This is a genomic window from Hyphomicrobium sp. NDB2Meth4 (assembly GCF_900117445.1).
Classification (GTDB): domain Bacteria; phylum Pseudomonadota; class Alphaproteobacteria; order Rhizobiales; family Hyphomicrobiaceae; genus Hyphomicrobium_A.
This window is the reverse complement of record NZ_FPEJ01000013.1, coordinates 454,127-477,431: the sequence shown is the minus strand read 5'-3', so window position 1 is coordinate 477,431 and position 23,305 is coordinate 454,127. Positions and strand designations below refer to the sequence as shown.

Annotated in this window: 18 protein-coding genes and 1 tRNA gene; 11 read left to right on the top strand and 8 right to left on the bottom strand. The window is 62.9% G+C overall.

The annotated features are described in order from the left end of the window. Positions 1–8: 8 nt before the first annotated feature. The gene (locus NDB2M4_RS17160) at positions 9–710 is read right to left on the bottom strand and encodes an SIMPL domain-containing protein (protein WP_072377247.1); all 702 of its coding nucleotides are present in this window, start codon (positions 708–710) and stop codon (positions 9–11) included. Positions 711–860: 150 nt separating this feature from the next. Here NDB2M4_RS17160 and NDB2M4_RS17155 point away from each other — a divergent pair. After that, a tRNA-Ile gene (locus NDB2M4_RS17155) sits at positions 861–936 on the top strand. A 162-nt stretch (positions 937–1,098) separates the two neighbouring features. Here the strand turns inward: NDB2M4_RS17155 and NDB2M4_RS17150 are convergent. After that, positions 1,099–2,853 carry an APC family permease gene (locus tag NDB2M4_RS17150; protein ID WP_083556547.1) on the bottom strand — a complete coding sequence of 585 codons (1,755 nt, stop codon included), beginning with the start codon at positions 2,851–2,853 and terminating at the stop codon, positions 1,099–1,101. Between the two features lie 234 nt (positions 2,854–3,087). Here NDB2M4_RS17150 and NDB2M4_RS17145 point away from each other — a divergent pair, with 234 nt between their 5' ends. The 5 genes from NDB2M4_RS17145 (at position 3,088) to NDB2M4_RS17120 (ending at position 9,961) form a co-directional block, all read left to right on the top strand. After that, the gene (locus NDB2M4_RS17145) at positions 3,088–3,762 is read left to right on the top strand and encodes a helix-turn-helix domain-containing protein (RefSeq protein ID WP_083556545.1); all 675 of its coding nucleotides are present in this window, start codon (positions 3,088–3,090) and stop codon (positions 3,760–3,762) included. Positions 3,763–3,919: 157 nt separating this feature from the next. Next, the gene (locus NDB2M4_RS17140; protein ID WP_072377243.1) at positions 3,920–5,257 is read left to right on the top strand and encodes an NAD(P)/FAD-dependent oxidoreductase; all 1,338 of its coding nucleotides are present in this window, start codon (positions 3,920–3,922) and stop codon (positions 5,255–5,257) included. An 18-nt stretch (positions 5,258–5,275) separates the two neighbouring features. Beyond that, positions 5,276–5,662 carry a RidA family protein gene (locus tag NDB2M4_RS17135; protein ID WP_083556543.1) on the top strand — a complete coding sequence of 129 codons (387 nt, stop codon included), beginning with the start codon at positions 5,276–5,278 and terminating at the stop codon, positions 5,660–5,662. A 646-nt stretch (positions 5,663–6,308) separates the two neighbouring features. Further along, a complete protein-coding gene (gene metC, locus NDB2M4_RS20645) occupies positions 6,309–8,867 on the top strand; it encodes a cystathionine beta-lyase (protein WP_083556541.1) in 2,559 nt (852 codons plus the stop codon). A gap of 11 nt (positions 8,868–8,878) precedes the next feature. Beyond that, positions 8,879–9,961, top strand: a complete 1,083-nt coding sequence (locus NDB2M4_RS17120; protein ID WP_072377241.1) for a threonine aldolase family protein — start codon at positions 8,879–8,881, stop codon at positions 9,959–9,961. A 23-nt stretch (positions 9,962–9,984) separates the two neighbouring features. On the opposite strand, the gene NDB2M4_RS17115 is transcribed toward NDB2M4_RS17120, so the two are convergent. Further along, positions 9,985–10,659, bottom strand: a complete 675-nt coding sequence (locus NDB2M4_RS17115; RefSeq protein ID WP_072377239.1) for a N5-glutamine methyltransferase family protein — start codon at positions 10,657–10,659, stop codon at positions 9,985–9,987. A gap of 272 nt (positions 10,660–10,931) precedes the next feature. Then, positions 10,932–11,588 carry a response regulator gene (locus NDB2M4_RS17110; RefSeq protein WP_072377237.1) on the bottom strand — a complete coding sequence of 219 codons (657 nt, stop codon included), beginning with the start codon at positions 11,586–11,588 and terminating at the stop codon, positions 10,932–10,934. Positions 11,589–11,765: 177 nt separating this feature from the next. Here NDB2M4_RS17110 and NDB2M4_RS17105 point away from each other — a divergent pair, with 177 nt between their 5' ends. From NDB2M4_RS17105 to NDB2M4_RS17085, 5 genes are all read left to right on the top strand, one after another. Further along, positions 11,766–12,461, top strand: a complete 696-nt coding sequence (locus NDB2M4_RS17105) for a L,D-transpeptidase (protein WP_072377235.1) — start codon at positions 11,766–11,768, stop codon at positions 12,459–12,461. A gap of 97 nt (positions 12,462–12,558) precedes the next feature. Further along, positions 12,559–13,977 carry a sensor histidine kinase gene (locus NDB2M4_RS17100; protein ID WP_072377233.1) on the top strand — a complete coding sequence of 473 codons (1,419 nt, stop codon included), beginning with the start codon at positions 12,559–12,561 and terminating at the stop codon, positions 13,975–13,977. A 55-nt stretch (positions 13,978–14,032) separates the two neighbouring features. After that, positions 14,033–17,215, top strand: coding sequence for an efflux RND transporter permease subunit (locus NDB2M4_RS17095; protein WP_072377231.1), 3,183 nt, complete (start codon positions 14,033–14,035; stop codon positions 17,213–17,215). A gap of 16 nt (positions 17,216–17,231) precedes the next feature. Further along, positions 17,232–18,422, top strand: coding sequence for an efflux RND transporter periplasmic adaptor subunit (locus tag NDB2M4_RS17090; protein ID WP_171988139.1), 1,191 nt, complete (start codon positions 17,232–17,234; stop codon positions 18,420–18,422). Positions 18,423–18,589: 167 nt separating this feature from the next. Continuing rightward, positions 18,590–19,831, top strand: coding sequence for a beta-ketoacyl-[acyl-carrier-protein] synthase family protein (locus tag NDB2M4_RS17085; RefSeq protein WP_072377229.1), 1,242 nt, complete (start codon positions 18,590–18,592; stop codon positions 19,829–19,831). An 8-nt stretch (positions 19,832–19,839) separates the two neighbouring features. Here the strand turns inward: NDB2M4_RS17085 and NDB2M4_RS17080 are convergent, their stop codons facing one another. The 4 genes from NDB2M4_RS17080 to NDB2M4_RS17065 form a co-directional block, all read right to left on the bottom strand. Continuing rightward, complete coding sequence (locus NDB2M4_RS17080; protein WP_072377227.1) at positions 19,840–20,808, bottom strand: YncE family protein; 969 nt, start codon at positions 20,806–20,808, stop codon at positions 19,840–19,842. 2 nt (positions 20,809–20,810) lie between these two features. After that, the gene (locus NDB2M4_RS17075; RefSeq protein ID WP_072378259.1) at positions 20,811–21,299 is read right to left on the bottom strand and encodes an SRPBCC family protein; all 489 of its coding nucleotides are present in this window, start codon (positions 21,297–21,299) and stop codon (positions 20,811–20,813) included. 200 nt (positions 21,300–21,499) lie between these two features. Then, positions 21,500–22,432, bottom strand: coding sequence for a TatD family hydrolase (locus NDB2M4_RS17070; protein ID WP_244536216.1), 933 nt, complete (start codon positions 22,430–22,432; stop codon positions 21,500–21,502). Next, positions 22,429–23,304, bottom strand: a complete 876-nt coding sequence (locus NDB2M4_RS17065; protein ID WP_072377225.1) for an EboA domain-containing protein — start codon at positions 23,302–23,304, stop codon at positions 22,429–22,431. The genes NDB2M4_RS17070 and NDB2M4_RS17065 overlap by 4 nt, the downstream gene beginning before the upstream one ends. Between the last annotated feature and the right edge of the window lies 1 nt (position 23,305).

The window sequence follows — 23,305 nt, the reverse complement described above, 5'->3', positions numbered from 1 at the left end:
GATGGCCCCTATTTCAGCGCCCAGGTGATGGTGACGCTCGCTTCCAGGGTTTCGGTGCCGCGCTCGATGGGCACTGCCTCGGCTTTCATGGCGCGGGCAAACATCGGTCGCGGCGACATAAACGCCTCACCTTCGGTGATCGTCAGCACCTCGCCGACCTCGGCGCCAGCGGCCGACGCATAAAGCTCGGCGCGGCGGCGGGCATTAGCGACGGCCTGCTTGCGCGCCTCATCACGTGCTTCTTCGGCCTTGCTGACCTCGAAGCTCAGGCCCGACTGCTGATTGGCACCGGCGGTGACGAGCCGGTCGAGAATGTCGCCGAGCTTTTCCAGGTCGCGCACGAGGACGTGGACCTCGTTGGTAACGGAATAGCCGTCGATTTTCGGTGCCTGCCCCTCGGGAGGGCGGGTGTATCGCGGCTCGACGCGAAACGAGGATGTCTGGATGTCCTTGGGATCGATGCCGGCGGATTTCAGCTCGCCGATGACCTTCTGCATGGCGGACGTGTTGCCAGTGAGCGCCTCGCGGGCGGTCGATCCTTCGGCGGTGACGCCGGTACTGACACGCGCCTGGTCCGGCTCGATCGACACGGTGCCAGAGGCAGTCACGGTGATGGAGCGTTGCGGGCTTTCGGCAGCGCTGAGAGTGGTGGCGGCGCCGAGCATGGCAAGGCCGGCAATGGCTGGGCGGAAGACGGCTAGGGAGCGCATGCAATTACCTTTGCGTGTTGAACTTCGGATCACCCTATTGCGGCTTGGGGGATCTTTCGCGGCGAAAAGTGTAGCTTTTGGAGGCGCGGCCAAGTCTGCTATGAGGGGCGTCGCCGTGCCCGCGAATCTCTCGATCACGCAGGGTGGCACGGGCCCGTAGCTCAATGGTTAGAGCTGACGGCTCATAACCGTCTGGTTCCAGGTTCGAATCCTGGCGGGCCCACCACTACTTTATTGATAAGCACCAGTTTATAAGCTGCCTGCGGGTTCCAGCTGGGCGTTCGAGCGCCGAAATCCGGGCGCTCATGCAGGTCGTAGTGGTGCTCCGCATTACTGGAAAGGGCTGAAGGGCGACCCAGGGGAACAAGGCCGCCCTTCAGGCTTCCACCTAGCCGGGCGGAAGCTGGAAATAGTAGTTCGACGCGATAACCACAGCCGCGGCGAGCAGAAGCGTCAGATAGGGCAGGATGCCTGCCTTTCGCGCGCCGAGATCCTGGCTCTTGAGGTTGAGATCCTCGAGCATGTGATCGGGGAACTTGCCGCGGTCCTGCACATAATGGCGGAACAGGAACACGGGGATAATCAGCGCCGCGAAGGCGAGGCCGTACCAAAGCGCGTTCGGATTGCCCCACACCTTGGCGCCGGCACCCATCAGGACGAGGTTCACGAAGCCCAACAGAGCGTTGACGCCCACGAGCCAGTTCGGAGCCTTGTAGGGCCGCGGGATCTGCGGGCTGTCGATACGATGAATCCACGTCGCCTGCAGGTTCAGGAAGATGAAGATCATGTACCCGACGTTGGAGATCGACAGGATCAGATAGTACGCCGTGGCATCCGACGCGGCGAACGTCAGCAGACCCAGATTGAACACGAGGTCCGTCCACATCGCCCGCGTTGGAGCGCCGTGCTCGTTGACGTGGCCGAGATACTTCGGCAGCCAACCATCGACGCCGCCCTGGTAGAGCGTGCGCGACGATCCTGCCATGGCCATCATGATGGCGAGGATGAGCGCGAGGATCATCATCATTTCCAGAAGGTGGACGATGATGACATTGCCGCCGCCGACCATGTCGCCCATGGCCGCCGCAACGCCCGTTCCGTCGACAATGCCCGGTTGCGTCATGCCCTCGAGTCCGAGGTGGCCCTGGAAGGCCGTCGCGACCAGTGAGTAGAGGACGACGCAAAGCGCGCCCGCGGCGATGATTGCTTTCTTGGTATCGGTCTTCGGATTGCGGAATTCGCGCGTGTAGCATACCGCCGTCTCGAACGCGTACGTCGACCAACCGGCGATGAAGAGTGCGCCGAGGAAGAAGGTCCAGCCGAAATTATTCCACTCCCCGTTAGGCGGCACTAGGGGCGTGAAGTTCTGATAGTTCACGCCACCATTGAAGAACGGAACGATGCCGACGATCAGCATCGGCACGACAACGAGCAATCCAATCCACATCTGGATGCGGGCCGTGCCGAGAATGCCGCGATGCTGGATCGCGAACGCGACGAGCATGAGGATAGCGCCGATGAAGAACGTCGCGCCGACCTCGATCTTGGCGAGGCCGAAGAGGCTGAACTCGACAACCTTGAACGTGCGCAGCGCGGGGGTTGCTGAATCCGTGACAGCCGCGATTGCGATCTTCGCTGCCTCATCGCCTGATTTGCCGGCAATCGCAGCGGCGTTGGCCATGTCGTGCAGCCAGGCGACCACCTGCGGCGAATCCGGCGAGAACAACGGTATCGGCGCGATCGCATTGAGGATGTAGCCCGCAGCGATGGCGCAACCGAGTGAAAGCACCGGCGTCCACGCGAACCAGTTGCACCACACGGACAGCGGCGCGATCAGCTTGCTGTACCGCAGCCAGGCCGCAGCGCCGTACACCGCCGCGCCACCTGACTTGTTTGAAAAGAGCCCGGCGATTTCCGCGTAGCTGTACGCCTGCAGGAAACCCATCACGACGGAGATCGTCCACACCAGGAACGCCAGCTTGCCTGCAGTCGCGCCCATCCCACCGATCGAGATGAGCACCAGAGCGGGAACGCCGCTGGCGATCCAGAAAGCGCCTTTCCAGTCGATGGTCCGGTGCAAGCCTCCCGGCTCCGTATGCGCCGGCGCGCCTGCTACATCACGATTATCTGCCGCCAATGTCATTTGGGTCTCCCATCTCCCATGGGCACGTTGACGTGCCTCATCTACGCGCGACATAATTTCGCGGAGTTGCATTACACGCAAGTATTTTGCATCTCGCGAACCGCAAAAAAGTTGCAGGGTGCGCAAGCATTAGACTTTGGTAGGGGGCGCGATTGAGAATGTCGCTCTGCGCTTGCAACGTGTGGTCTACGCGGGTCGGGGCATTCAATTGACTGAGATGAGAGGGGGCGGCCGATGACGAAACCTGTGAGGAAGTCGATGCCTCGCCGTGCCAAGCCGTCGGCGTCTAAGCGGCGCGCGCCCGTCCCGGCCGAGCCCGACGTCAAGGGCGAACAGGCCAACCTTCCGCTTGAATCGCGCATCGGCGCCGCAATCAAGCGGCGCCGCCTCGAGGCCAACCTTACCCTTTCGGACCTCAGCACCGGTGCCGGTCTCTCAAGTGCCATGCTCAGCCGGATCGAGAACGGCATGGCATCGGCAAGCCTCGATGCCCTGGAACGCATCGCGGCTGCGGTGGGAGTCAACTTGTCCGAACTGTTCCGCGAGTCGGAGTCACGTCAGGGAAGCGCTCAGCTCGTCAAGAAGTCCGAGCAGATGGAGGTCGTGCGCGTCGGCACGAAGTACGGCCACACCTATCGCCTGCTTTCCTACGACCGCGGCCCGCACAAGCTCTTCGAGCCGTTCTTCATCGAGCTGGATAAGAAGAGCGAAACGTTCCCGCGCTTCTCGCACCCCGGCACCGAGTTCATCTATATGCTGCAGGGGCGCATGGAGTATCGTTTCGGCGAGCAGGTTTATCTGATCGAGCCAGGCGACGCTTTCACCTTCTCGGGCAACGTGGTCCATGGTCCCGAAAAGGTGCTCGACGAGCGCGTTCGCTTCCTCGCCATCATCGTGTACGCCGAGTAGCGCCGGCGGCAAGAAGGCCTGCAGTCGTTTTGCGCGCGCCATCACAAGCCGCCGCACCCATGCGAGCGCGGCGTGAGCCTCGCTCCACTATTGCATGCCATGCAAATTACTTGTACCAAGCGCAACAGAACAAGAAGCGTTCTGCAGGGAAAGCGTGATGAAGGCATCGATCAGCGCGAGCCAGCTCGCAGCCGGCGGCTTTCGCGGTGACACTGGGCTCCGGTATCAGCCGTATTGGTGGGACGAAGCCCCGCGCGCAAGCGAAGACATTCCCGTTCCGAAGAAGTGCGATGTGGCGATCGTCGGCTCCGGCTTTACGGGGCTGTCAGCGGCAAACACGCTCCTCGACAACGGTTCGGGCGCGGTCGTCTTCGATCGTGACGTTCCCGGCTTTGGGGCGTCGACGCGCAACGGCGGTCAGATAGGCAGCGGCAATCAGAAGTTTCGCGTCAAGACGCTGATCGCCATGCGCGGCGAGGCCAAGGCTGTCGCGATGATCCGCGAAGGCACCGCCATGCTCGATTACATCGACCGGCTCGTCGCCTCCGAGAACATTGATTGCGACTTCCGCCGCTGCGGTCGGTTTCGCGGCGCGATCAGGCCCGAGCACTACGACGCGATGGCACGCGACATGGATGATTTGAAGCGCATCGCGGGCGTCGAGAGCTTCATGGTGCCGCGCTCCGAGCAGGCGTCGGAGATCGCCTCGGACGCGTTCTGCGGCGGCTCCGTGCTCCCGCAGGATGCTTCGCTCCATCCCGGCCTTTACCACGCTGGATTGCTGGCACGGGTCAACGCCAAGGGTGGTCGCGTGATCGGCAATGCCGCTGTGCTCGAAATCGCTCGCGAACCTGGCGGCTTTCGCCTGCTCACCGCCCGCGGCGAGACGCGCGCCCGCAACGTCATCATTGCCACCAACGGCTATACGGACGCTCTCGTCCCCGAACTCAAGCGCCGCATCGTGCCCGTCGGCTCTGGACTGATTGCGACTGGTGAGATCCCGCAATCGACGCTCGATCGCCTGCTCCCAAAAAGTCGCGTCTACGGAAATACGAACCGGGTGTTCTATTACTTCCGCGTTGCGCCAGCTGCACGCCGCATCATCTGGGGTGGTCGCGTCGGCCGGCTCGCGGCGGCAAACTCTCCGCGCGCATACGGCCACCTCGCCGAGGACATGTTGCGCGTTTTTCCCGAGATCGGCGACGTCCCTGTTACCCACGCGTGGAGTGGCCTCATTGGCTACACCTACGACGAGATCCCGCACCTAGGTCGAACCGCGGCCGGCCTGCACTATGCCCTCGGCTATTGCGGCACCGGCGTGTCGCGCGCGACCTACTTCGGACACAAGATCGCTCTGCAGGTACTCGGCAGGAAAGACGGCCGTACCGCATTCGACGATCTGACGTTCCCTGCGTTCCCAGCTCATCCGATCGCCAAGCGCGCGGTGCCCTTCGTCGAGACTTGGTACCGCCTCCGCGATGCGACGAACCTCTAGGACCAAGGGAGAAAAACAATGTCGACTACAATAACGCGAAACAACATCTCGTCGGGCGGGGCGTATGAAGATATTTTCGGCTACTCCCGCGCGGTGCGCGTGGGTGCCGACATCCATGTTTCGGGCACGTGCGCGCCGGTCACGCACGAGACGAGCAACGCCTACGAGCAAGCCCGCGCCGCCCTCGATATCATCGAAAGGGCGCTGGTCGATGCCGGCGGAGCCATTCGTGATGTAGTTCGCACCGTCGTCTACGTGCGTGAGATCTCCGACGCCGACCTCGTCGCCCGTGCACATCGCGAGGTTTTTGGCGAGGTCCGTCCCGCCAGCACGCTGGTTCAGGTCACCTCGATGTTGCGCCCCTGGCAGAAGGTCGAGATCGAGGCCTACGCAAAGCTGACCTGAAGGCACTCGGCGGGGCTGGCTTGCGCACATCGCAATTGGCGTGCGCGCAAGCCAGCTGATTGATTGAGTCGTAGTGGTACAGCCGGCCAAGCTGGGCCGGCATTTGGCACCGCGGGACAGTGGAGTTTTTTTTGAAGCCGGACGCAGCGCCCCGAGGCGTCACGACCTTTTGGTGAAGGCGCTTGTCCGCCTCAAAGTGCTTGTCGCGCATGGAAGCACATCACCGCCCCAAATGGACGGGGCGCAGCTCAATGCTCAGAGCTGGCGGTCCCACCACAATTTCTTTTTAGACACAGCCCTTTTGCGATCCTGCTGCTCGGCGCGGAACAATTGAAACCGTGCACGCCTGCATTCGCCATCGAGCCGGCGCGGGACTTGGAGATCAAGCGCATTCGCCACCAGTCGAGTGGCTTCGTGACGGCGACGGATCGACGGTCGACCGACCGTGTCGTCGCCTTCGGGCCTGGCGCTGACCGGGGCTGCTGACGTGTATTTGCGTTGACCAGCCGCACCAGGGCAAATCTGACACACTCGCTGCTTTTTCTAATTTCTACCGTTGTTGGGGTATGGCGTACCCTAAATCAGTTTTGTTATACAAACTCGTTCCCTTGTTGCCCACTATTTAGCCATTCGGTTCCATAACCCCATGGACGCGCGACAGTCTTACGACCAGTTTCTCGGAGCCGCCGCATCGGTCGACGGCAGGATGAGGCAGCGAGAGTTCATCGGCCTCGTGGCCTGCATGATGGCGCTCACAGCTCTGTCGATCGGCATCATGCTGCCCGCATTGCCGGAGGTCGGCGCAGCGCTCGGCATCGCCGAAGCGAACGATCGGCAAAGCATCATCATCGTCTATTTGCTGGCGTTCGCGATCGGCCAGTTGGCGTTTGGCCGACTGTCAGATCTCTACGGCCGCAAGCCGGTGCTTCTCGCGGGCATGACCATCTTCGTTGTTGGGTCGATAGGGGCAGCCTTGTCGTTCGACGAGCAGTCCATGTTGGCGGCCCGTGCCGTACAGGGCATCGGTGCCGCCGCGCCGCGTGTGATTGCTATCGCACTGGTGCGAGACCGCTACGTTGGGCGAGAGATGGCCCGCATAATGTCGCTAGCGATGGCGGTGTTCTTTAGTATTCCAGTCCTCGCGCCAACTATTGGCCTTGGATTGCTGCATGCTGGAACGTGGCGCTGGATCTTTGACTTTTTGGTCATCGCAGGCATCGGTCTATCTCTATGGTGCTTGCGGCTGCCGGAGACGAAGCGAACCTTTGCAGCCAAACCGCTCACCCTCATGCTGGCGCTCCGTGGCGCACTCGGCACGCGTCAAACGACCGGCTATGCCGTAGCAGCCGGTTTGATGCTGGGATGCGTCTTGGCCTATATCGCAAGCGCCCAGCAGATATTCGTCGATGGCTTTGGCCTCGGGGAACTGTTCCCGCTGGCATTCGCCGCCACCGCGATCATGATTGCGGGCGCGTCCATCACCAATGCCATGCTCATTCGCCGCTTTGGCGTTCGGATGTTGTCTCACGCATCTCTAGCAAGCTTCGTCGCGATTGCCGCTGGGTTCGTGGTCGAGGCGGTTTTTGGACACGTGGGCCTCTGGCCGTTTGTGGTCGCGATGATGATCCTATCGTTGCTCTTCGGCTTCGTGGCGCCGAACTTCAATAGTTTGGCCATGGAGCCACAGGGCGACAACGCCGGCATGGCCGCGTCTGTGGTCGGATGCGTTACGACTGGGATCGCCGCTCTCGCGGGTGGTATTGTGGGTCACCTTTTCGACGGTACGGTGCTGCCGCTCGCGTTGGGCCAATTAGCGCTGAGCGTTCTCGCATTTCTCGTCGTTGTCTGGGTTGAAGGCCCACGGGGGATGGCCTTTGCGCGCGAGAGGCGGTCGCCGCAATCGGCTATCGCCGACAAACCCAGCATCGCGACCGACGCAACGGTTCATCCGACGAGCACACATGCATTGGCTGAATTTCTGGCGAGGCCAGCAGGTCGCATACCTCCACGGCCGCGGACGCCGCAGACCAAGGTTGCGCATGCGGGGCGGGTTCCGGGGGCCAACTTCGGCTTCCTCAATGCGCCCGTGTTCCGCGGTTCGACGGTGCTCTTCCCTACGGCGGAGAAATTCGTCAATGGCGATCAGCCGTACGTCTATGGGCGGAAATCGACGCCGACCGTGCGGGCACTCGAAGAAGCAATTGCCGAGCTCGAGGGCGGGGCCGCTTGCTCGCTGACAGGCTCCGGCTATCAGGCAGTGACCGCTGCAATCATGGCCTTCGTCAAGTCCGGCGACCACATCCTAATGGTCGACACGGTCTATCAGCCGACGCGCGAATTCTGCACCGGGATCCTCGCCAAATTCGGCGTCGGCACAACGTATTACGATCCGCTCATCGGCGATGGCATCGCACGGCTGGTGAAGCCGAACACGCGTCTCATCTTCGGCGAAAGTCCCGGCTCGCAGACGTTCGAGGTGCAGGATATCCGGGCCATATCGCGTGTCGCTGCGGAGCGAGGAATCTGGCTCTTAATCGACAACACCTGGGCTAGTCCGCTCTACTTCAAGCCGTTCGAGCACGGGGTCGATGTGTCGATCCAGGCAGCGACGAAGTATATCGGGGGCCATGCCGACGCTGTCCTCGGCTCCATCACCTGCACCGCTGCAGCGGCCAAGCACGTGGCAAAGACAAAGGACTTGCTCGGCATCTGTCCAGGCTCCGAGGAGGCGTACCTGGGCATGCGCGGTCTGCGCACACTCCCAATGCGGCTCGCACAGCACCACCTGTCGGCCGTGCGCGTGGCGGAATGGCTCGAGGGCCGGCCTGAAGTAGCGCGCGTGCTGCACCCTGCCCTACCCAGTCACCCCCAACACCATATCTGGAAGCGTGACTTTCTGGGGGCCAGCGGCTTGTTCTCGATCGTGCTCAAGCCTGCCAGCAAAGAGGCGGTATGGGCGATGATCGACGGGCTGACGCTCTTTGGCATCGGGTTCTCGTGGGGTGGCTATGAGAGCCTCATTATTCCGTTTGATCCCACAAGCTACCGCACCGCAACCACATGGAGTGCGGAAGGTCCAGCTCTGCGCCTTCACATTGGCTTGGAGGACGTCGAAGAACTGATCGCCGACCTCGAGGCGGGCTTTGAGCGCCTCGCTGCCGCCTCTGTGAAATCCCCACAATCCGAACTGATGAGCTTCCTTTGAGCCGCCGGAACATGACAAGTCAGCAGTTTGCAAGCGATAACTATGCAGGGATCTGTCCCGATGCATGGGCCGCGATGGAGCTCGCTAATCGCGGCTCCGCTGCGGCCTATGGCGAGGACGACTGGACACGAAGGGCAGCAGACGCGTTTAGGGAGTTGTTCCAGACGAACTGCGAGGTCTTCTTCGTTTTCAATGGTACAGCGGCAAATGCGCTAGCGCTTTCCACTCTCTGCCAGTCGTATCACAGCGTCATCTGCTCATCGTCGGCGCATGTAGAAACGGACGAGTGCGGCGCTCCCGAGTTCTTCTCCAACGGATCGAAGCTGCTCGTTGCGCAGACGGCGAACGGGAAGCTGACGCGACAGGCGATCCACACCTTGGCCAATAGCCGATCCGATATTCACTTTCCTAAGCCGCGCGTCGTGACGGTCACGCAGCCGACCGAGACCGGGCAGATCTATCGCATTGAAGAGCTGGAGGCTATTTCAGCGACCTGCCGAGCACTTGGTCTCAAGCTGCATATGGACGGCGCTCGCTTCGCGCATGCCTGCGCAAAAATCGATTGCTCCCCCGCCGAAATGACGTGGCGAGCCGGGGTCGATGTTCTCTGTTTCGGCGGCACGAAGAACGGCATGGCTGTGGGCGAAGCGGTCGTGTTTTTCGATCGGGAGCTTGCCAAAGAGTTCGGCTATCGGTGCAAGCAGGCTGGGCAGCTTGCGGCCAAGATGAGGTTCCTGTCAGCTCCTTGGGTTGGTCTGTTGGAAAGTGGCGCTTGGCTGCGGAACGCAAGGCACGCCAATTCCTGTGCGACGCGGTTGGCCTCAAGGATCGAAGGCATACCAGGCGTTGAGCTCATGTTTCCGGTGCAGGCGAATGCCGTGTTCATGAGCGCGCCCGCACCAGTTCTTGCAGCGCTGCGCGAGCGCGGTTGGAGCTTTTACACCTTTATCGGTGGCGGGGCGCGCTTCATGTTTGCGTGGGATTCAGACCCTGGGCGCGTCGACCAACTGGCTGACGACATTGCTGCTTGCGCCGCTAATGCGATGATGTGCCCGCAAAGGCTGACTGGCCCCATCATTCCGGGAGGCGAATAAAGCGCCGCTGGCGCGCCGGGCGCTCAAATCTTGCGGGCGCAGACGACGCGCTTGTCGCCGTCCTCATTGAGATGCCACTGCGGTTCCTCGAAGGCGCGCGCGCGCTTCAGTAGCGCGGCGACCTGACGGTCCTGGCCCAGACCAAACTCGAAGGCCAACCATCCGCCGGATTTGAGGAACGCGACGCCCTCGGTGATCAATCGCGAATGTAGGCTGATGCCGTAGGGGCCCCCGTCGAAAGCTTCGCGCGGCTCATTGATGAGCAGATGTGCGCGGTCTCCGCTGAGCAAGCGCGATGTCGAGATATACGGCGGGTTGGATACGATCAGATCGATCTTGCCTTCGAGACCGGCCAGGGGCTTGAACATGTCACCCTGCACCACCGCAACCTGGTCTTGGAACCCCAGCTGGACGACGTTGTGAAGCGCGTTCTGCACAGCGCCGGCGGTCAGGTCGCAAGCAATTACCTGAAGGTCAGGCGCGTGCCTTGCGAGCGCCAAGGCGAGATTTCCCGAACCGCAGCACATATCGATGCACATGGACGCTTCAGCGGTGTCGTCCAGAAGCCGCCGAGCGACGCGTCCGAGGAGTTCGGTTTCCTTGCGCGGCCGGAGGACGGAGCCGCGAATCTCGAGTTCGATCCCTAAGAACCGGACCTGACGTTTAAGTCCCGCGGTCTCTATCGAAGACAGCAGCATTAGGAAGTTTCCTCGCTGTAGGGGCCGACCAACCTGGCCACCCGCGTTGCCTCAGTTTGGAACAGTCACCTCCCGCCTGCGTGCGCCCATCGCCCAGTAGCGATACGGTGAGCCTTCAGACAGCGACGAGCATTCCTCGTACGCGGGACTTTGCAGTTAGCGTGCCGCGGGCGGGGGTACTTCCAAAGTTTGCAGGGCGGCTGCCGGCATACGTTGTATGGCCCCGCGCGATGGCCGTTCTGGGTGATCAAAGGCTGCGACGCGGGAGGCGGCTACTGCTTGGCGCGGTAGCCGAGGCCGCGCACCGTCTCGATGCGATCACGGCCGATCTTGGCGCGCAGATTGTGGATGTGGACTTCCACCGCGTTGCTATCGACCTCTTCCTGCCAGCCGTAGAGCACAGCCTCGAGGTCGGGCTTGGAATGAATGACACCGGGGCGCTCGACGAGCGCGAGAAGCAGCGCGAACTCACGCCGCGACAGGTTGATCGGTTCATCTCCGCTGCTAACCGTGCGGCGCTCCGGATCGAGCAGCAATCCCTGCCAAGTGATCGTCGCGGTGGCGCGGCCGACGGCGCGGCGACGCAATGCACGAAGGCGCGCGGCAAGCTCGTCGAGATCGAACGGCTTGCCCATGTAATCATCGGCGCCGTCGTCGAGGCCGCGCACGCGATCGCTCACGGCATCGCGCGCGGTCAGCAGCAGAACCGGCACCGGATCGTTGCGCCGGCGCAGTTCGCGCAGCACGTCGAAGCCGGAGCCATCGGGCAGCATTAGGTCGAGAACGACCGCGTCGAAGGTTGTGCTCGCGAGTGCGGAAAGGGCATCGGCACATGTTTCTACCGCTTCCGCTGTGAAGCCGTGGAGGCCAAGACCGACGGTGAGGCCGCTGCGCAGAACTGCGTCGTCCTCGACCACCAACAGTCGCATTTGCCGTGTTCCCTCGTTGGATGGATGCGTTTAGCCCGGACGGCCAAAGTGTCGCGCAGCGGCGGTCAGCGCGCCAGCCGTCACTTAAGCTTGCCTTAATGTAGGCCGCTAGGGTGCCCCATGCCGACTATTCGTGTGCGGCGAATATGGCGTGACATTCGTTGGGGGACGGGCTCGATGCCGAACTTGCGTGGGATTATCGCTGGATTGTCGCTTTTGGTATCCCTGTCAGGGTGCGCTTCAACTGAGTATTCGTGGCTGGGCCTGCCATTCGATGCGTCAGAATCGGAGCGCCGGGAATATGGCGCGCGGCCGAACGAGAAGTTCCCGCTGGCCGCAGTCGACGTCGGCCGTCTGGATCCGCGCTTCCGGCGGCAGGAAGTTGCCTACCGCGGCAGCGAGCCGAAGGGAACAATCATCGTCGATACGCCGAACCGCTATCTCTATCTTGTAACCGCCGAGGGTCGGGCGCTTCGCTACGGGATTGAAGTGGGCCGCGAAGGCTTTGGCTGGAGTGGCACCGCGACAGTCGCACGCAAGGCGCAATGGCCCACGTGGACGCCACCGGCTGAGATGGTGGCGCGTGATCCTCGAACCGCGCCGTTCGCCAAAGGCATGCCCGGAGGGCCTGAAAATCCACTCGGTGCGCGCGCACTCTATCTTTATCAGAACGGGCGCGACACGCTTTACCGCATTCACGGCGGCGGGCGTCCGGCCTCGCTCGGCAAGGCGACGTCGAGCGGGTGCATCCGGTTGCTCGACCATGACGTGATCGACCTCTTCGATCGCGTTCCGCCAGGTTCGCGCACCGTGGTGCTGCCCGATCCGCAGATCAGCCGCGCACCGGCTAACGGTCCCGGATCGCAGGCATGATGCAGCACGCGCCACGTCGTTCGCGCATTCTTAAGGCTGGCTTAAGCTGGCAGCCGTTCGGTTGGCTGCCTGCAGCGTTCTTCATCGAGAGGTGATTATGAAGTCGATGACAGCGCGTCTATTCGGCCTGTTGATGCTCGCCACGGGCATCGTGTGGCTGTGCGGTATGGCTTGGATCTATTCGGGCAACCGCAAAGAGCTCGAACGCGTTCTCGACGTTCGCCTCGAGGAAGCGACGCGAATGGTATCATCGTTGATGGACGATGCGGGCGTGCACGTCGTGGGTGCCGTTTCCGGCGTACGCGTTGCCAACCAGACGGTGCCGATCCCCACGCTCGATACGAACTTCCGCCTCGCGTGCCAGATCTGGTCGATCGACGGCCGGCTCGTCGGAAAGTCGAGTGAAGCGCCAACGACGCAGCTCACCAACGTCAGCAGCGGCTATTCCAACCAGGTCATCAACGGAACACGTTGGCGCGTTTTCGCCAGCGAGGATCGCGGCCGCGGCTTTCGCGTGCTGGTCGGTGACAGCATCGCGCATCGCGAGCGGCTGGTGCGCGAGCTGATGTGGGGACTTGCCGTTCCCGGATTGATTGTGCTCGGCGTCTTGGCAGGGCTGATCTGGCTGGCGCTGAGGCAGGGGCTCGAGCCTTTGCGGCGCCTGACAGCGGCGCTTGCCGAGCGCTCACCCGATGCCTTGGGCCCGCTTGCCCTTGCGCGCACCCCGAGTGAAATCCAGCCGGTCGTCGACGAACTCAACGAGCTGTTCGAGAAGGTTGTGGCTGCGCGAGAACACGAGCGCAGCGTGACTGCCTTTGCCGCGCACGAGTTACGTACACCGCTGGCGGGCCTGCGCACGCAGGTGCAGATCGCGCTTGCCGCGGCCGACCCCGCCATCCGTCATCATGCATTGCAGAACGCAATTACCGCGGCGGATCGCACCAACCGGATGGCGACGCAGCTCCTGGCCATGGCCAGCGCGGACGCAGAGCAACAACACGCCATACAGGAATGGATCGTGGTTGGTCCAAAGCTGAAGACGATCTGCGATGCGCTGCATGCAGGAGAGCGCGACGCTCCACCCATCATCGACGATGCCCTCTTCCGCTGCCGGATTCGCGTCAACCCGGACGCATTCCATATGGCGGTGCGCAACCTCACTGAGAACGCGTTGCAGCACACGCCTGGCAACGGAACTGTGCGCTGGTCGCTGTTGCCGACACCAAAGGGGACATTGCTGAAGCTGCAGGATTCCGGCCCCGGCATTCCTGAAGACGAATTGCTTGCCGTGACGCGGCGCTTTTACCGCGGGCGCAACAAGAGCCCGATTGGCAGCGGGCTGGGACTAGCCATCGCGCAGACGGCGCTCGACAAGGATGGGCTCGGTTTGCATCTGGAGAACAAGCCGCATGGGAGCGGCCTGTGCGTGCAGATCATGATTCCGGCCGAACGGATGTCGATCGACCCGAGCGATGAGCGGCCGCTGAGAATGCAGGACGTCGCCGATGCCGTGTGAGTGTCTCAAGGCCCGTCAGCGTAGCACGAGATAGACCAAGGGTTGGGGGCGGACCGTGTGGATCGTCAAATACGCATTGGGGCACCGCCACAGCATCGGTGTCCTCGCCATGCTGTTGTTGCTGCTTGGCGGCCTCAGCGCCAAGCGGATGTCGACGGACATCCTGCCCTCGGTGAACATTCCGGCGATCAACCTGATCTGGACGTATCAGGGGCTCAATCCGCAGGAGATGGCAAGCAAGCTGACTTCATTCAGCGAACTCGCCATCATGAACAACGTCGACAACCTCAAGGAGGTGCGTTCCGAGACGATCAACGGCGTCGGCATCGTCCGCGTCACCTTTCAGCCAGGCACGAACGTGACCGATGCATTCGCACAGGTCACTTCCGTCAGCCAGACGATCCTGCGGCGTATGCCGACCGGCACGAACCCGCCGTTGATCGTGCCCTATGTGCCTTCGAGCGTCCCGATCCTGCAGCTGGTGATGGCATCGGACTCGCTGACCGATGGTGCGCTTTATGATTACGCACGCCTGCAGCTGCGCGCACAGATTCAGTCGATCCGCGGCATCCGTCTCTCGCTACCCTATGGTGGCGCAGCACGACAGGTAATGATCGACCTGAAGCCAGAGGCGCTGCAGGCTTATGGAATTGCGGCGAGCGATATTGCAAAGGCAACCGCAACGCAGAACCTTACGCTGCCATCTGGTGCGCTGCGGGTGGGCACGCGTGAGATCACTATCACCACGAACGCCAGCCCGGAGACCGTAGCGAATTTCGCCGATCTTCCGCTGCGGTCGGTCGACGGGCGGGTTATTCGCGTCTCGGACGTGGCAAGCGTGCGTGATGGCCAGGCGGTGCAAAGCAACATCGCGCGCCTCGATGGGCAGAACGCGGTCATCGTGTCGATCCTGAAGCTCGGCAATGCCTCGACGCTCGACATCGTCAGCCAGATCAAGGCACGCATGCCGGAGCTGCAGGCGGCAGCACCGGAAGGCATCAGCATTGCGCCGGTGTTCGATCAATCGGTGTTCGTCGCCAGTGCCATCGATAACGTGATGACGGAGGCGATCGTCGTCGGCTGTCTCGTTGCGCTGGTCGTGCTGGTCTTCCTTGGCAGCTGGCGCTCCTCGCTGATCGTGCTGACGTCGATCCCGCTGGCCTTGCTGGCGTCGATCACGGGGCTCGCCTTGACCGGCAATACGTTCAACCTGATGACGCTCGGCGGCCTGATGCTGGCCATCGGCATTCTGGTCGATAACGCTCTGGTCGAGATCGAGAATATCAACCGCAACCTGGAATTGGGACTTGGGCTCAAGGAAGCGATCCTCAAGAGCGCCAGCGAGGTGGCGTTCCCGGAATTTGTGTCGACCGTGTCGATCTGCATCGTCTTCTCGCCGCTGTTCCTGCTGACCGGGACGGCGGCGTTCGTGTTCATCCCTCTCGCGCTGTCGGTGGTGTTCGCCATGGCAGCATCTTACGTGCTGTCGCGCACGTTGGTGCCGACGCTGGCGTCAATGATGCTGTCCGCCGGTCCGCACCATGCGCCGCAGGGCTTTTTCGGCTGGGTAACGGCGCGGGTCGACCAGCTTCTGTCGCTGCTCGAGCGCATCGTTGCCGGCATCGCCGCGCTGCTATTGCGGTGGAAGGCGATCCCACTGTTGGGCCTGTTTGTTGCGCTCAGTATCGGTGCGTGGTCTGGCATCCATCTAGGACGCGAGTTCTTTCCAGAGACTGACGCGGGCATGATCCGCATCTATCTGCGTGCACCAACTGGACTGCGGGTGGAAGAGACGGCGGCGCGGTTTGCCGATGTGCAGCGCGAGATCCGCCGCATTATCCCATCCGACGAGGTGGGCTTTATCGCCGAGAACATCGGCAGCCCGGAGCCGATAAACCTCGCCTGGGTCGACAGCGGCGTCATCGGTTCGTTCGATGGCGACATGCTGATTCAGCTCGCCGACAAGCACGCGCCCACGCCAATTTACGTGAGCGCAATCCGCGCGATGCTGAATTCGAAGTTCCCAGATCTCGTCACCTATTTCCGCCCTGCAGATGCCACCTCGCAGACGCTTGCCGGCTCGGCGCAGACCGCCATCGAGGTGCGGCTGATCGGTCGTGACGTGACGGGCAACGCGGAGACCGCACGCGAACTGATGATGCGCATGCATGATGTTCCCGGTGCGGTGGACATTGCACAGCGGCAGGTGCGCGACCTCACTTCCTACTACCTGGAGATCGATCGGGTCCGTGCGCTGCAGATCGGTGTGACACCGCAGGATGCGGCGACCGCGCTGCTGGCTGCGCTCGGGGCATCAGGCACGGTATCGCCCAGCTATTGGGCCGATCCGGCGCAAGGCGCTTCTTATACGGTGCAGGTGGTGGCGCCGCCGGTCAATCTGACGACGCTGGAGCAGCTTCTGAACACGCCAGTGCGGCCATCTACGGGAGGCGAGACCGTCCCGTTGCGCGCCTTCGCTTCCCTGCAAGTGCGCAAGATTGCCGCCAACATCGACCGGACGACGCTGCAGCCGACGACGACGCTGCTGGCCAACGTGGAAGGGCGCGACCTCGGTGGCGTGTATAGCGACATCCGCACGCTGGTGGACAGTGTGCGGCCGCGGCTGAAGCCGGGTAATCGCATCGAGATCGCCGGGCAGGCGCAGTCGATGGACCAAGCCTATGCGGAGATGCTGGGTGGCATGGCGATGGCGGCGGTGTTCGTCTACCTCGTCATGGTGGTGAACTTCCAGTCGTGGATCATGCCGGGGATTGCCATGGGCGGCCTGCCGATCGCGATCTCTGGCGCATTGTTCGCGCTGGTAATGACGGGCACGCCGTTGTCGGTGCCCGCCCTCACCGGCCTCATCATGGTGATCGGCGTCTCGACCGCCAACAGCGTGCTGGTCACGAGCTTCGCCCGCGACAGGCTGCTTGAAGGGGAAAGCCCCAAGCAGGCTGCAATAGACGCGGCGCGCACCCGCCTGCGTCCAGTGTTGATGACAGCGACTGCCATGATCATCGGCATCCTGCCGATGGCGATCGGACATGGCGAGGGCGGTGAGCAGAACGCCCCGCTCGGCCGCGCAGTTGTCGGCGGCCTCATATTCGGCACATGCGCGACCCTGACGTTCGTGCCGTTCCTGTTCTCGACCTTAGCGGGTCTTGGCCGGCGCCGGCGCGATGCGCGCGGTGAGACCGAGACCGTCCCAGAGCACGCCCCGGTGCCAGCCGAATGACCAAGGAGCCTCGTTCATGAACCGCAAGTTCATTGCCTTCGCTGCGGTGCTCGCTGCGTGCGGCGGCATCGCCGTGTGGGCGGCGCAAGCGGACGGCGCGACAGCGCTCGACCACGTGATGAAACTCGCGGGGCTGAGCGATGGTAGCGTGCCTCTACCGGAAAAGAAGCAGACGGGCGCGGTGGTGCGCAGTGTGCGAACCGTGATGCCCGAGGCCGTGCCAGGGACCGCGACGCTTACATTGTCCGGCCGCACCGCCCCGGCCGAGGAAGCGCTGCTTTCCTCGCGCGCCAGCGGAATCGTTTCGGAACGCCGCGTCGACATCGGCGATCAGGTGAAGACGGGCGACGTGCTCGTCATCATCGAGGCGCCGGAGATCGAACAGGAGCTGCGCCGAGCGCGGGCGGCGGCGGATCAGGTGCGGGCTCGCCTATTGCTGGCCGATGCGACGCTGCAGCGTGGCGAGAGCCTGGTCGACAAGGGTCACGTATCGGTGCAGACGGTAGATGAGCGGCGCGCGACCAAACGCGCGGCGGAAGCGGACCTTGCCGCGGCGCTTGCAGAGGTGAAGCGGCTGGAGGAAGTGCAAAGCTTCCAGACGGTGCGCGCGCCGTTCGATGGCACCATTGTCGCCCGTCACATCGAGCGCGGCGACAAGGTGCTCGCCGATTCCAGCCAGCCGGGTGGCTACCTGCTGCGCATCGCGCGGCTGAACGAGTTGCGCATCCTAATCGACATTCCGCAGTCCTCTGCCCTGGTCGTAAAGCCGGGGCAGCGGGCGAAGGTGATCTTCGCCGAACTGCCTGAGGCACTATCGGCGCGCATCGTCCGGGTTTCGGGGCAGATCGATCAGTTGTCGAGCACCATGCGTGCCGAGTTGCTGATGGAAAATCGCGACAATCGCATTCCGGCAGGCATGAACGGCCAAGTTGCCATCGAAGTGGATCAGGGCGGCGGCCTCGTCACCGTGCCAACGAATACGCTGACGACGCGCAATGGCCGGCAGATGGTGGCGATCGTCACTGGCGATAGCCGCGTGACGTTCCGGCCAGTGAGTGTGACGCGCGACCTCGGAGAGCGGGTGGTGATCGCGTTCGGGCTTACCGTCAAGGATCGGGTCATCGTCAGTCCCAACGCGCTGCTGCGGCCGGGTGACGTGGTCAAAGTGATGGAGACGCCGTTGCGCGCCGCGGCGAATTCGAAATAGAGGCGCCGCGCAACCCGCTGGTGGCGCGGCTGTCACAAAACTCCGTTCACGATGCAATTTTAGCAAAGTACGTCACAAGGCTGCATAGGCTGGGTAGTAATCCCGCTTCAACGTCGATGGCATACTGTGCGCGATATCTCCTTTGCATTCATCGTGTGCGTGCCCTCATGCTGCAGGCAAACCTACATCGTCGTGTCGTCGTGACCGGGATAGGCGCGGTGACGCCAATCGGTCAGAACGTTGCCGACTACTGGCAGTCGCTGTGCATGGGTAAATCGGGCATCGGGCCGGTTACCGGAATCGGCGAAGAGGTTCCGATCGGCATCGCCGCAAGCATCACCGGCTTCGATCCAACCAGCCGGTTCTCGAAGTGGCGGCGCGACAAGACCATCATGCATTCGAGCCGTTACTGCTGGCTCGCGGCCGCGGCCGCAGACGAGGCAATGGCGCAAGCGGGACTGTCGTTTCCGCTTGAGGCACCGGAGCGCGTTGCCTGCATCATCGGTTCGGCCGCGGGTGGTCATATCGCCGTGGAGATCGCGGGACGCGATCGCTTTCTCGCGGGCAAGCGCGCCGTGCATCCCATGCTGCTGCCGCGCATCGTGTCGTCATCGGCGGCGGCGCACATCGGCATCGAATTCGGCATCAAAGGGCCGACGTTCGCGCTGTGCAGCGCCGGGGCAAGCGCGGCGCATGCGATCGGTCTCGGCTTCGATCATGTGCGACGTGGCATAGCCGACGTTGCGATCGTTGGCGGCGCAGACAGCACCGTAACCTACAGCGCGCTGCTCGCCTGCGACGCGCTGCATTTCTTGTCGCCCGATGGCTGCTTCCCGTTCGCCAAACGGCATAACGGGACGGTTCTGGCGGAGGCCGCCGGCGTTCTCATCCTCGAGGCGGAGAGTCATGCGCGGGCGCGCGGTGCGCGGGCTCTGGTGGAGATGCGCGGCTTCGGTATGGCGACCGGGTCCGACGGCATGTTCGGCGTCGACAGGGAAGTTACCGAGCACGTGATGCGCGAGGCACTGGACGACGCAGGTCTCGATGCTGCGGACATCGCCTACGTCAATGCGCACGGGGACGGCATCGTCAGCGACGATGTCTCGGAAACCGAAGCGCTAAAGGCGGTATTCGGATCGCATGCGAACGCACTATCCATCTCGTCGACGAAATCGATGCACGGACATGCACTCGGCGGCGCCGCTGCGATCGAAGCAATTGCCTGCATCAAGAGCATCGAGGACGGCATCATTCCGCCGACGATCGCGCTCGATGATCCCGATCCGCGCTGTGATCTCGACTATACGGCGATGCAGCCGCGCAGACGACAAGTGAGCCATGCCATGTGCAACAACCTGGCGATCTGCGGAATGGCGACGTCGCTGATTTTCGAGACCGCCCAGGCCTGACGAACGCTTCAGCGCAGGAAGGCGCCGAATGAGCGCGGCCCATCACTGACTTCCGCTTTGGCATCGGCTTTGAGCGTGGTGGTATCCACCCGCTGCAGGAGGTTGTCGCCCCAACAGGCTACGTAGACTGCAGTGCCGTCGGCGGTCGCCTCGATGCCCTCCGGGTAATCGCCGACCGGAATCGTGGTGACAGGCTGAAGGTCCGACAGACGAAAAACGCTGAGCGAGCGTGCAGCCTGGTTGGTGACGAAGGCATTGCCGTTGGCAAAGGCGACACCATACGGACGTGCGCCGACCTTGACCGTTGCGGTCACCTTGCGCGTGCCGAGGTCGATAACGGACACGTCGTTGCTGACGACGTTGGCGGCAAAGGCGCGCTTGCCGCCGGGCTCGATGGCAACGCCGAACGGGTGCTCGCCGACTTTTACCTCGCCGGTGCGCGTGAAGCTCGCGGCATCGATAATGCTGATCGCGTCGCTTTCGCGGTCGGCGGAGAGGATGGTGGTGCCATCCTCCGTCACAGCGATGCCGGAGGGCGCGCGTCCGACCTTGACGCGATGCGTCACCTGCTGCGTCTTCGGGTCGACCGATACGATCTCATCGCCGTACCAATTGGCGACATAGACGGCACCCGAACGCGGGTTGACGGCGATGCCGAGCGGACCTTTACCCACGTTCAGACGCCACACCACCTTGCGCACGGACGTGTCGATGGCAACCAGCTCGTTGCCGTCGGGCGTCGTGACATAGGCGAAGTCTCTTTGCGGCGACATGGCAATGCCCGCCGGCTTGCCGGGCACGGCGATCTCGGCCACCTGCTTCATGGTGGCGAGATCGACGACGCCGACGCTGTCGGCAAGCTGGCTGGTGACGAAGGCTTCGCGCACCGCTTCACCCGCTACCGCCGGCGCAATCGCACCGGCGATGCAAAGCGCGACGGCCAGCGCCATGCGGCGCGCCAAGCCTTTTCTCGTCATGCTCACTTGCCGCCTTCGAGCTTGGCTTTCAGCGCTTCAAGGCCTTCCTTCTGGAACGCCGTCACTGCGGCGATGGCTGCCTTATCGCTGAGCTCGGGCGGGGGATCGTTGTTCATGTAGCCGCGGTAGAAGGCACCCTTCCACTCGACCTTCGATTTTCCGCCCTCGTCGGCGACGGAGATGGTCGATGAGTAGCCCTCGACGGGAAGCGTCTTCAGGTCTTCATCATTGGTGAGGAAGGCGATGGTTTTGTTCTCGGGCTCGTAGCGGGTCAGCGTGTCGGTGAAAATCGCGCCGTTCTTGAAGGTGAGCTTGCGCTTCGTCACTTCCTTCTTGTACTCGCCAGGATCGGCCTCGGTTTTGGCGATCTGCGGATGCCAGCCCATGTCTCGGTAGTTGCCGACGACCTCCCAGACCTTATCGGCCGGGGCGTCGATCTCGATGGTCGAGACTTCTTTCTTGCGGCTTGGTCCATGGGCGTTTGCCAGCATTGGCAGAGCTGCGGCCAAAGCAAGCGCAGCGATTACGATGCGGTTCAAGGTTTCCCCCAATGACTTGTGAGCGGTTTTTGTGTGCGCGGGCCTAGCATTGCCGCCAAACCGTGATCAATCGCGGCAATGCGCGCCGGGAAGTATTCCTGGCGCACATTCCAAACTCTCCAGGACGCGGAGAGACGATGTTCAGGCTGACCCTAGCCTTTGGTTGTCTCGATGCGCGGGTTCTGGCCACCGCGGAGAATGGTGTTGCCATCGTAGCGCGAGGTCTGGTCGACGGCGCGGTTGGCCCAATCTTCCTCCGCCATCTGGCCGCTCTGGCCGTAGACCGCGAGCGCATTGGCGTAGGTCACGCGACGGACGTCGGCCGCGGCGACGCCCTGCTCGGCGAGCAGCATGGCGGTCTTCGGCACCGATAGCGGATCGGAAATGCCCCAATCGCAGGCGGAGTCGACGATGAGCTGGCCAGCGCCATAGTCGCGCACGATGGCGCACATGCGCTCCGCCGTCATCTTGGAGTGCGGGTAGATCGAGAACGCCGCCCAAAAGCCGCGCTCCGTCACCTCGCGCACCGTCTCCTCGTTGACGTGGTCGATGACGACCCGCGAAGGCGAGAGCTTGTGTTCCATTATGATGTCCATTGAGCGGGTGACGCCACGCTTCTTGTCGCGATGAGGCGTATGGATCATCACAGGGAGCTCAAGCTCGCGCGCCAGATCGAGCTGCAGGCGGAAATACTTCTCTTCGAGCGCGGTCTGCTCGTCAAAGCCGATCTCGCCGATGGCGACGACACCCTCCTTGGTGGCGAACTCCGGAAGGATGGCCATCACATCCTCGGCCAAGGCCTCGTTGTTGGCTTCCTTGGAATTGAGACCGATGCAGCAATAGTGCTGAATGCCGAACTGGCTGGCGCGGAATCTCTCGAAGCCGAGAATGTGCGAGAGGTAATCTCTATAGCTGCCAACGTTGGTCCGCGCCTGGCCGATCCAGAACGCCGGCTCAATGACAGCCACGACACCTGCGGCGGCCATGGCCTCGTAGTCGTCGGTGGTGCGAGAGATCATATGCGCGTGCGGATCGATGTAGGTCATCGGCTCGCCGCCGTGCGGGGCTTTAGCGTTGGCGTTCATGCGAGCTTCTCCCAGGTGAGTTTTCCATTGCGGATGTCACGCCACAGATCGGGCGCGGATTCGAGGAGCACCAGTGCATCGGGCGTTGGGCACTCCGACAGCGCAAGGGCGGCTGCGCAGCGTTCGGTGTCGTTGCCGGAAGAGAACACGCGCAGCAGGTCGGCGAAATCGTCCTCCGATGTGGCGAACGGCCCGACGCAACGCCACAGCTCGGGTTTGACGACGCGCGACGCCGCCCAGCGCTCGTGGGCGTAGTCGATGAGCATGCGCGCGAGGTCTGCGTTACGGCGATCATCGAGGCCCTGGATGGGTGCGAGCGTCGATCCGATGAAGAGAGCCTTCACCACCATTTGGTTCCACATCGGCTCGCTGAAGTTCTCCGCCGGGTAAGGGCTGCGATGGGCAACCGCTTCATAGACGGGCTGCATCGCCGAGCGGATGCCCTCGCCTGCCAGAGGCAGCAGGCGTTGCGGGGCCGGATAGAGAGGCAGACCGCGAAGAAGCGCGATCTGCTCGCCGATCTCTCCCGATCGCACAATGGCGTCGAGGCGGGCCGCGAACTGCTCTTCTCCTGCGGCGGTACTAGCCAGGGCAAAAAGAATGCGGGCCGCCTGGTCGAGCGTCCAGTCGCTCGCATCAAGTCCCGGTCGTACAGCTTGCGCCTGCGCCATTTCGCTGCTGTCGAGTTGCAGCGGCCCGCGACCGACCCGGCGCGGCGCCAGCCCCAGCGCGCGCGCCAACGGGAGCCCCGCGGGCGCGTCGGCGATGCGTGCGGTCTGCTCGTCGACCCAGGCGAGCGCATCGGGTGCGAGACGGCGGGCGAGCCAGCTGCGCAACAGCTCCATGCGCGCCTTCATGGCGTCGTCGATCATC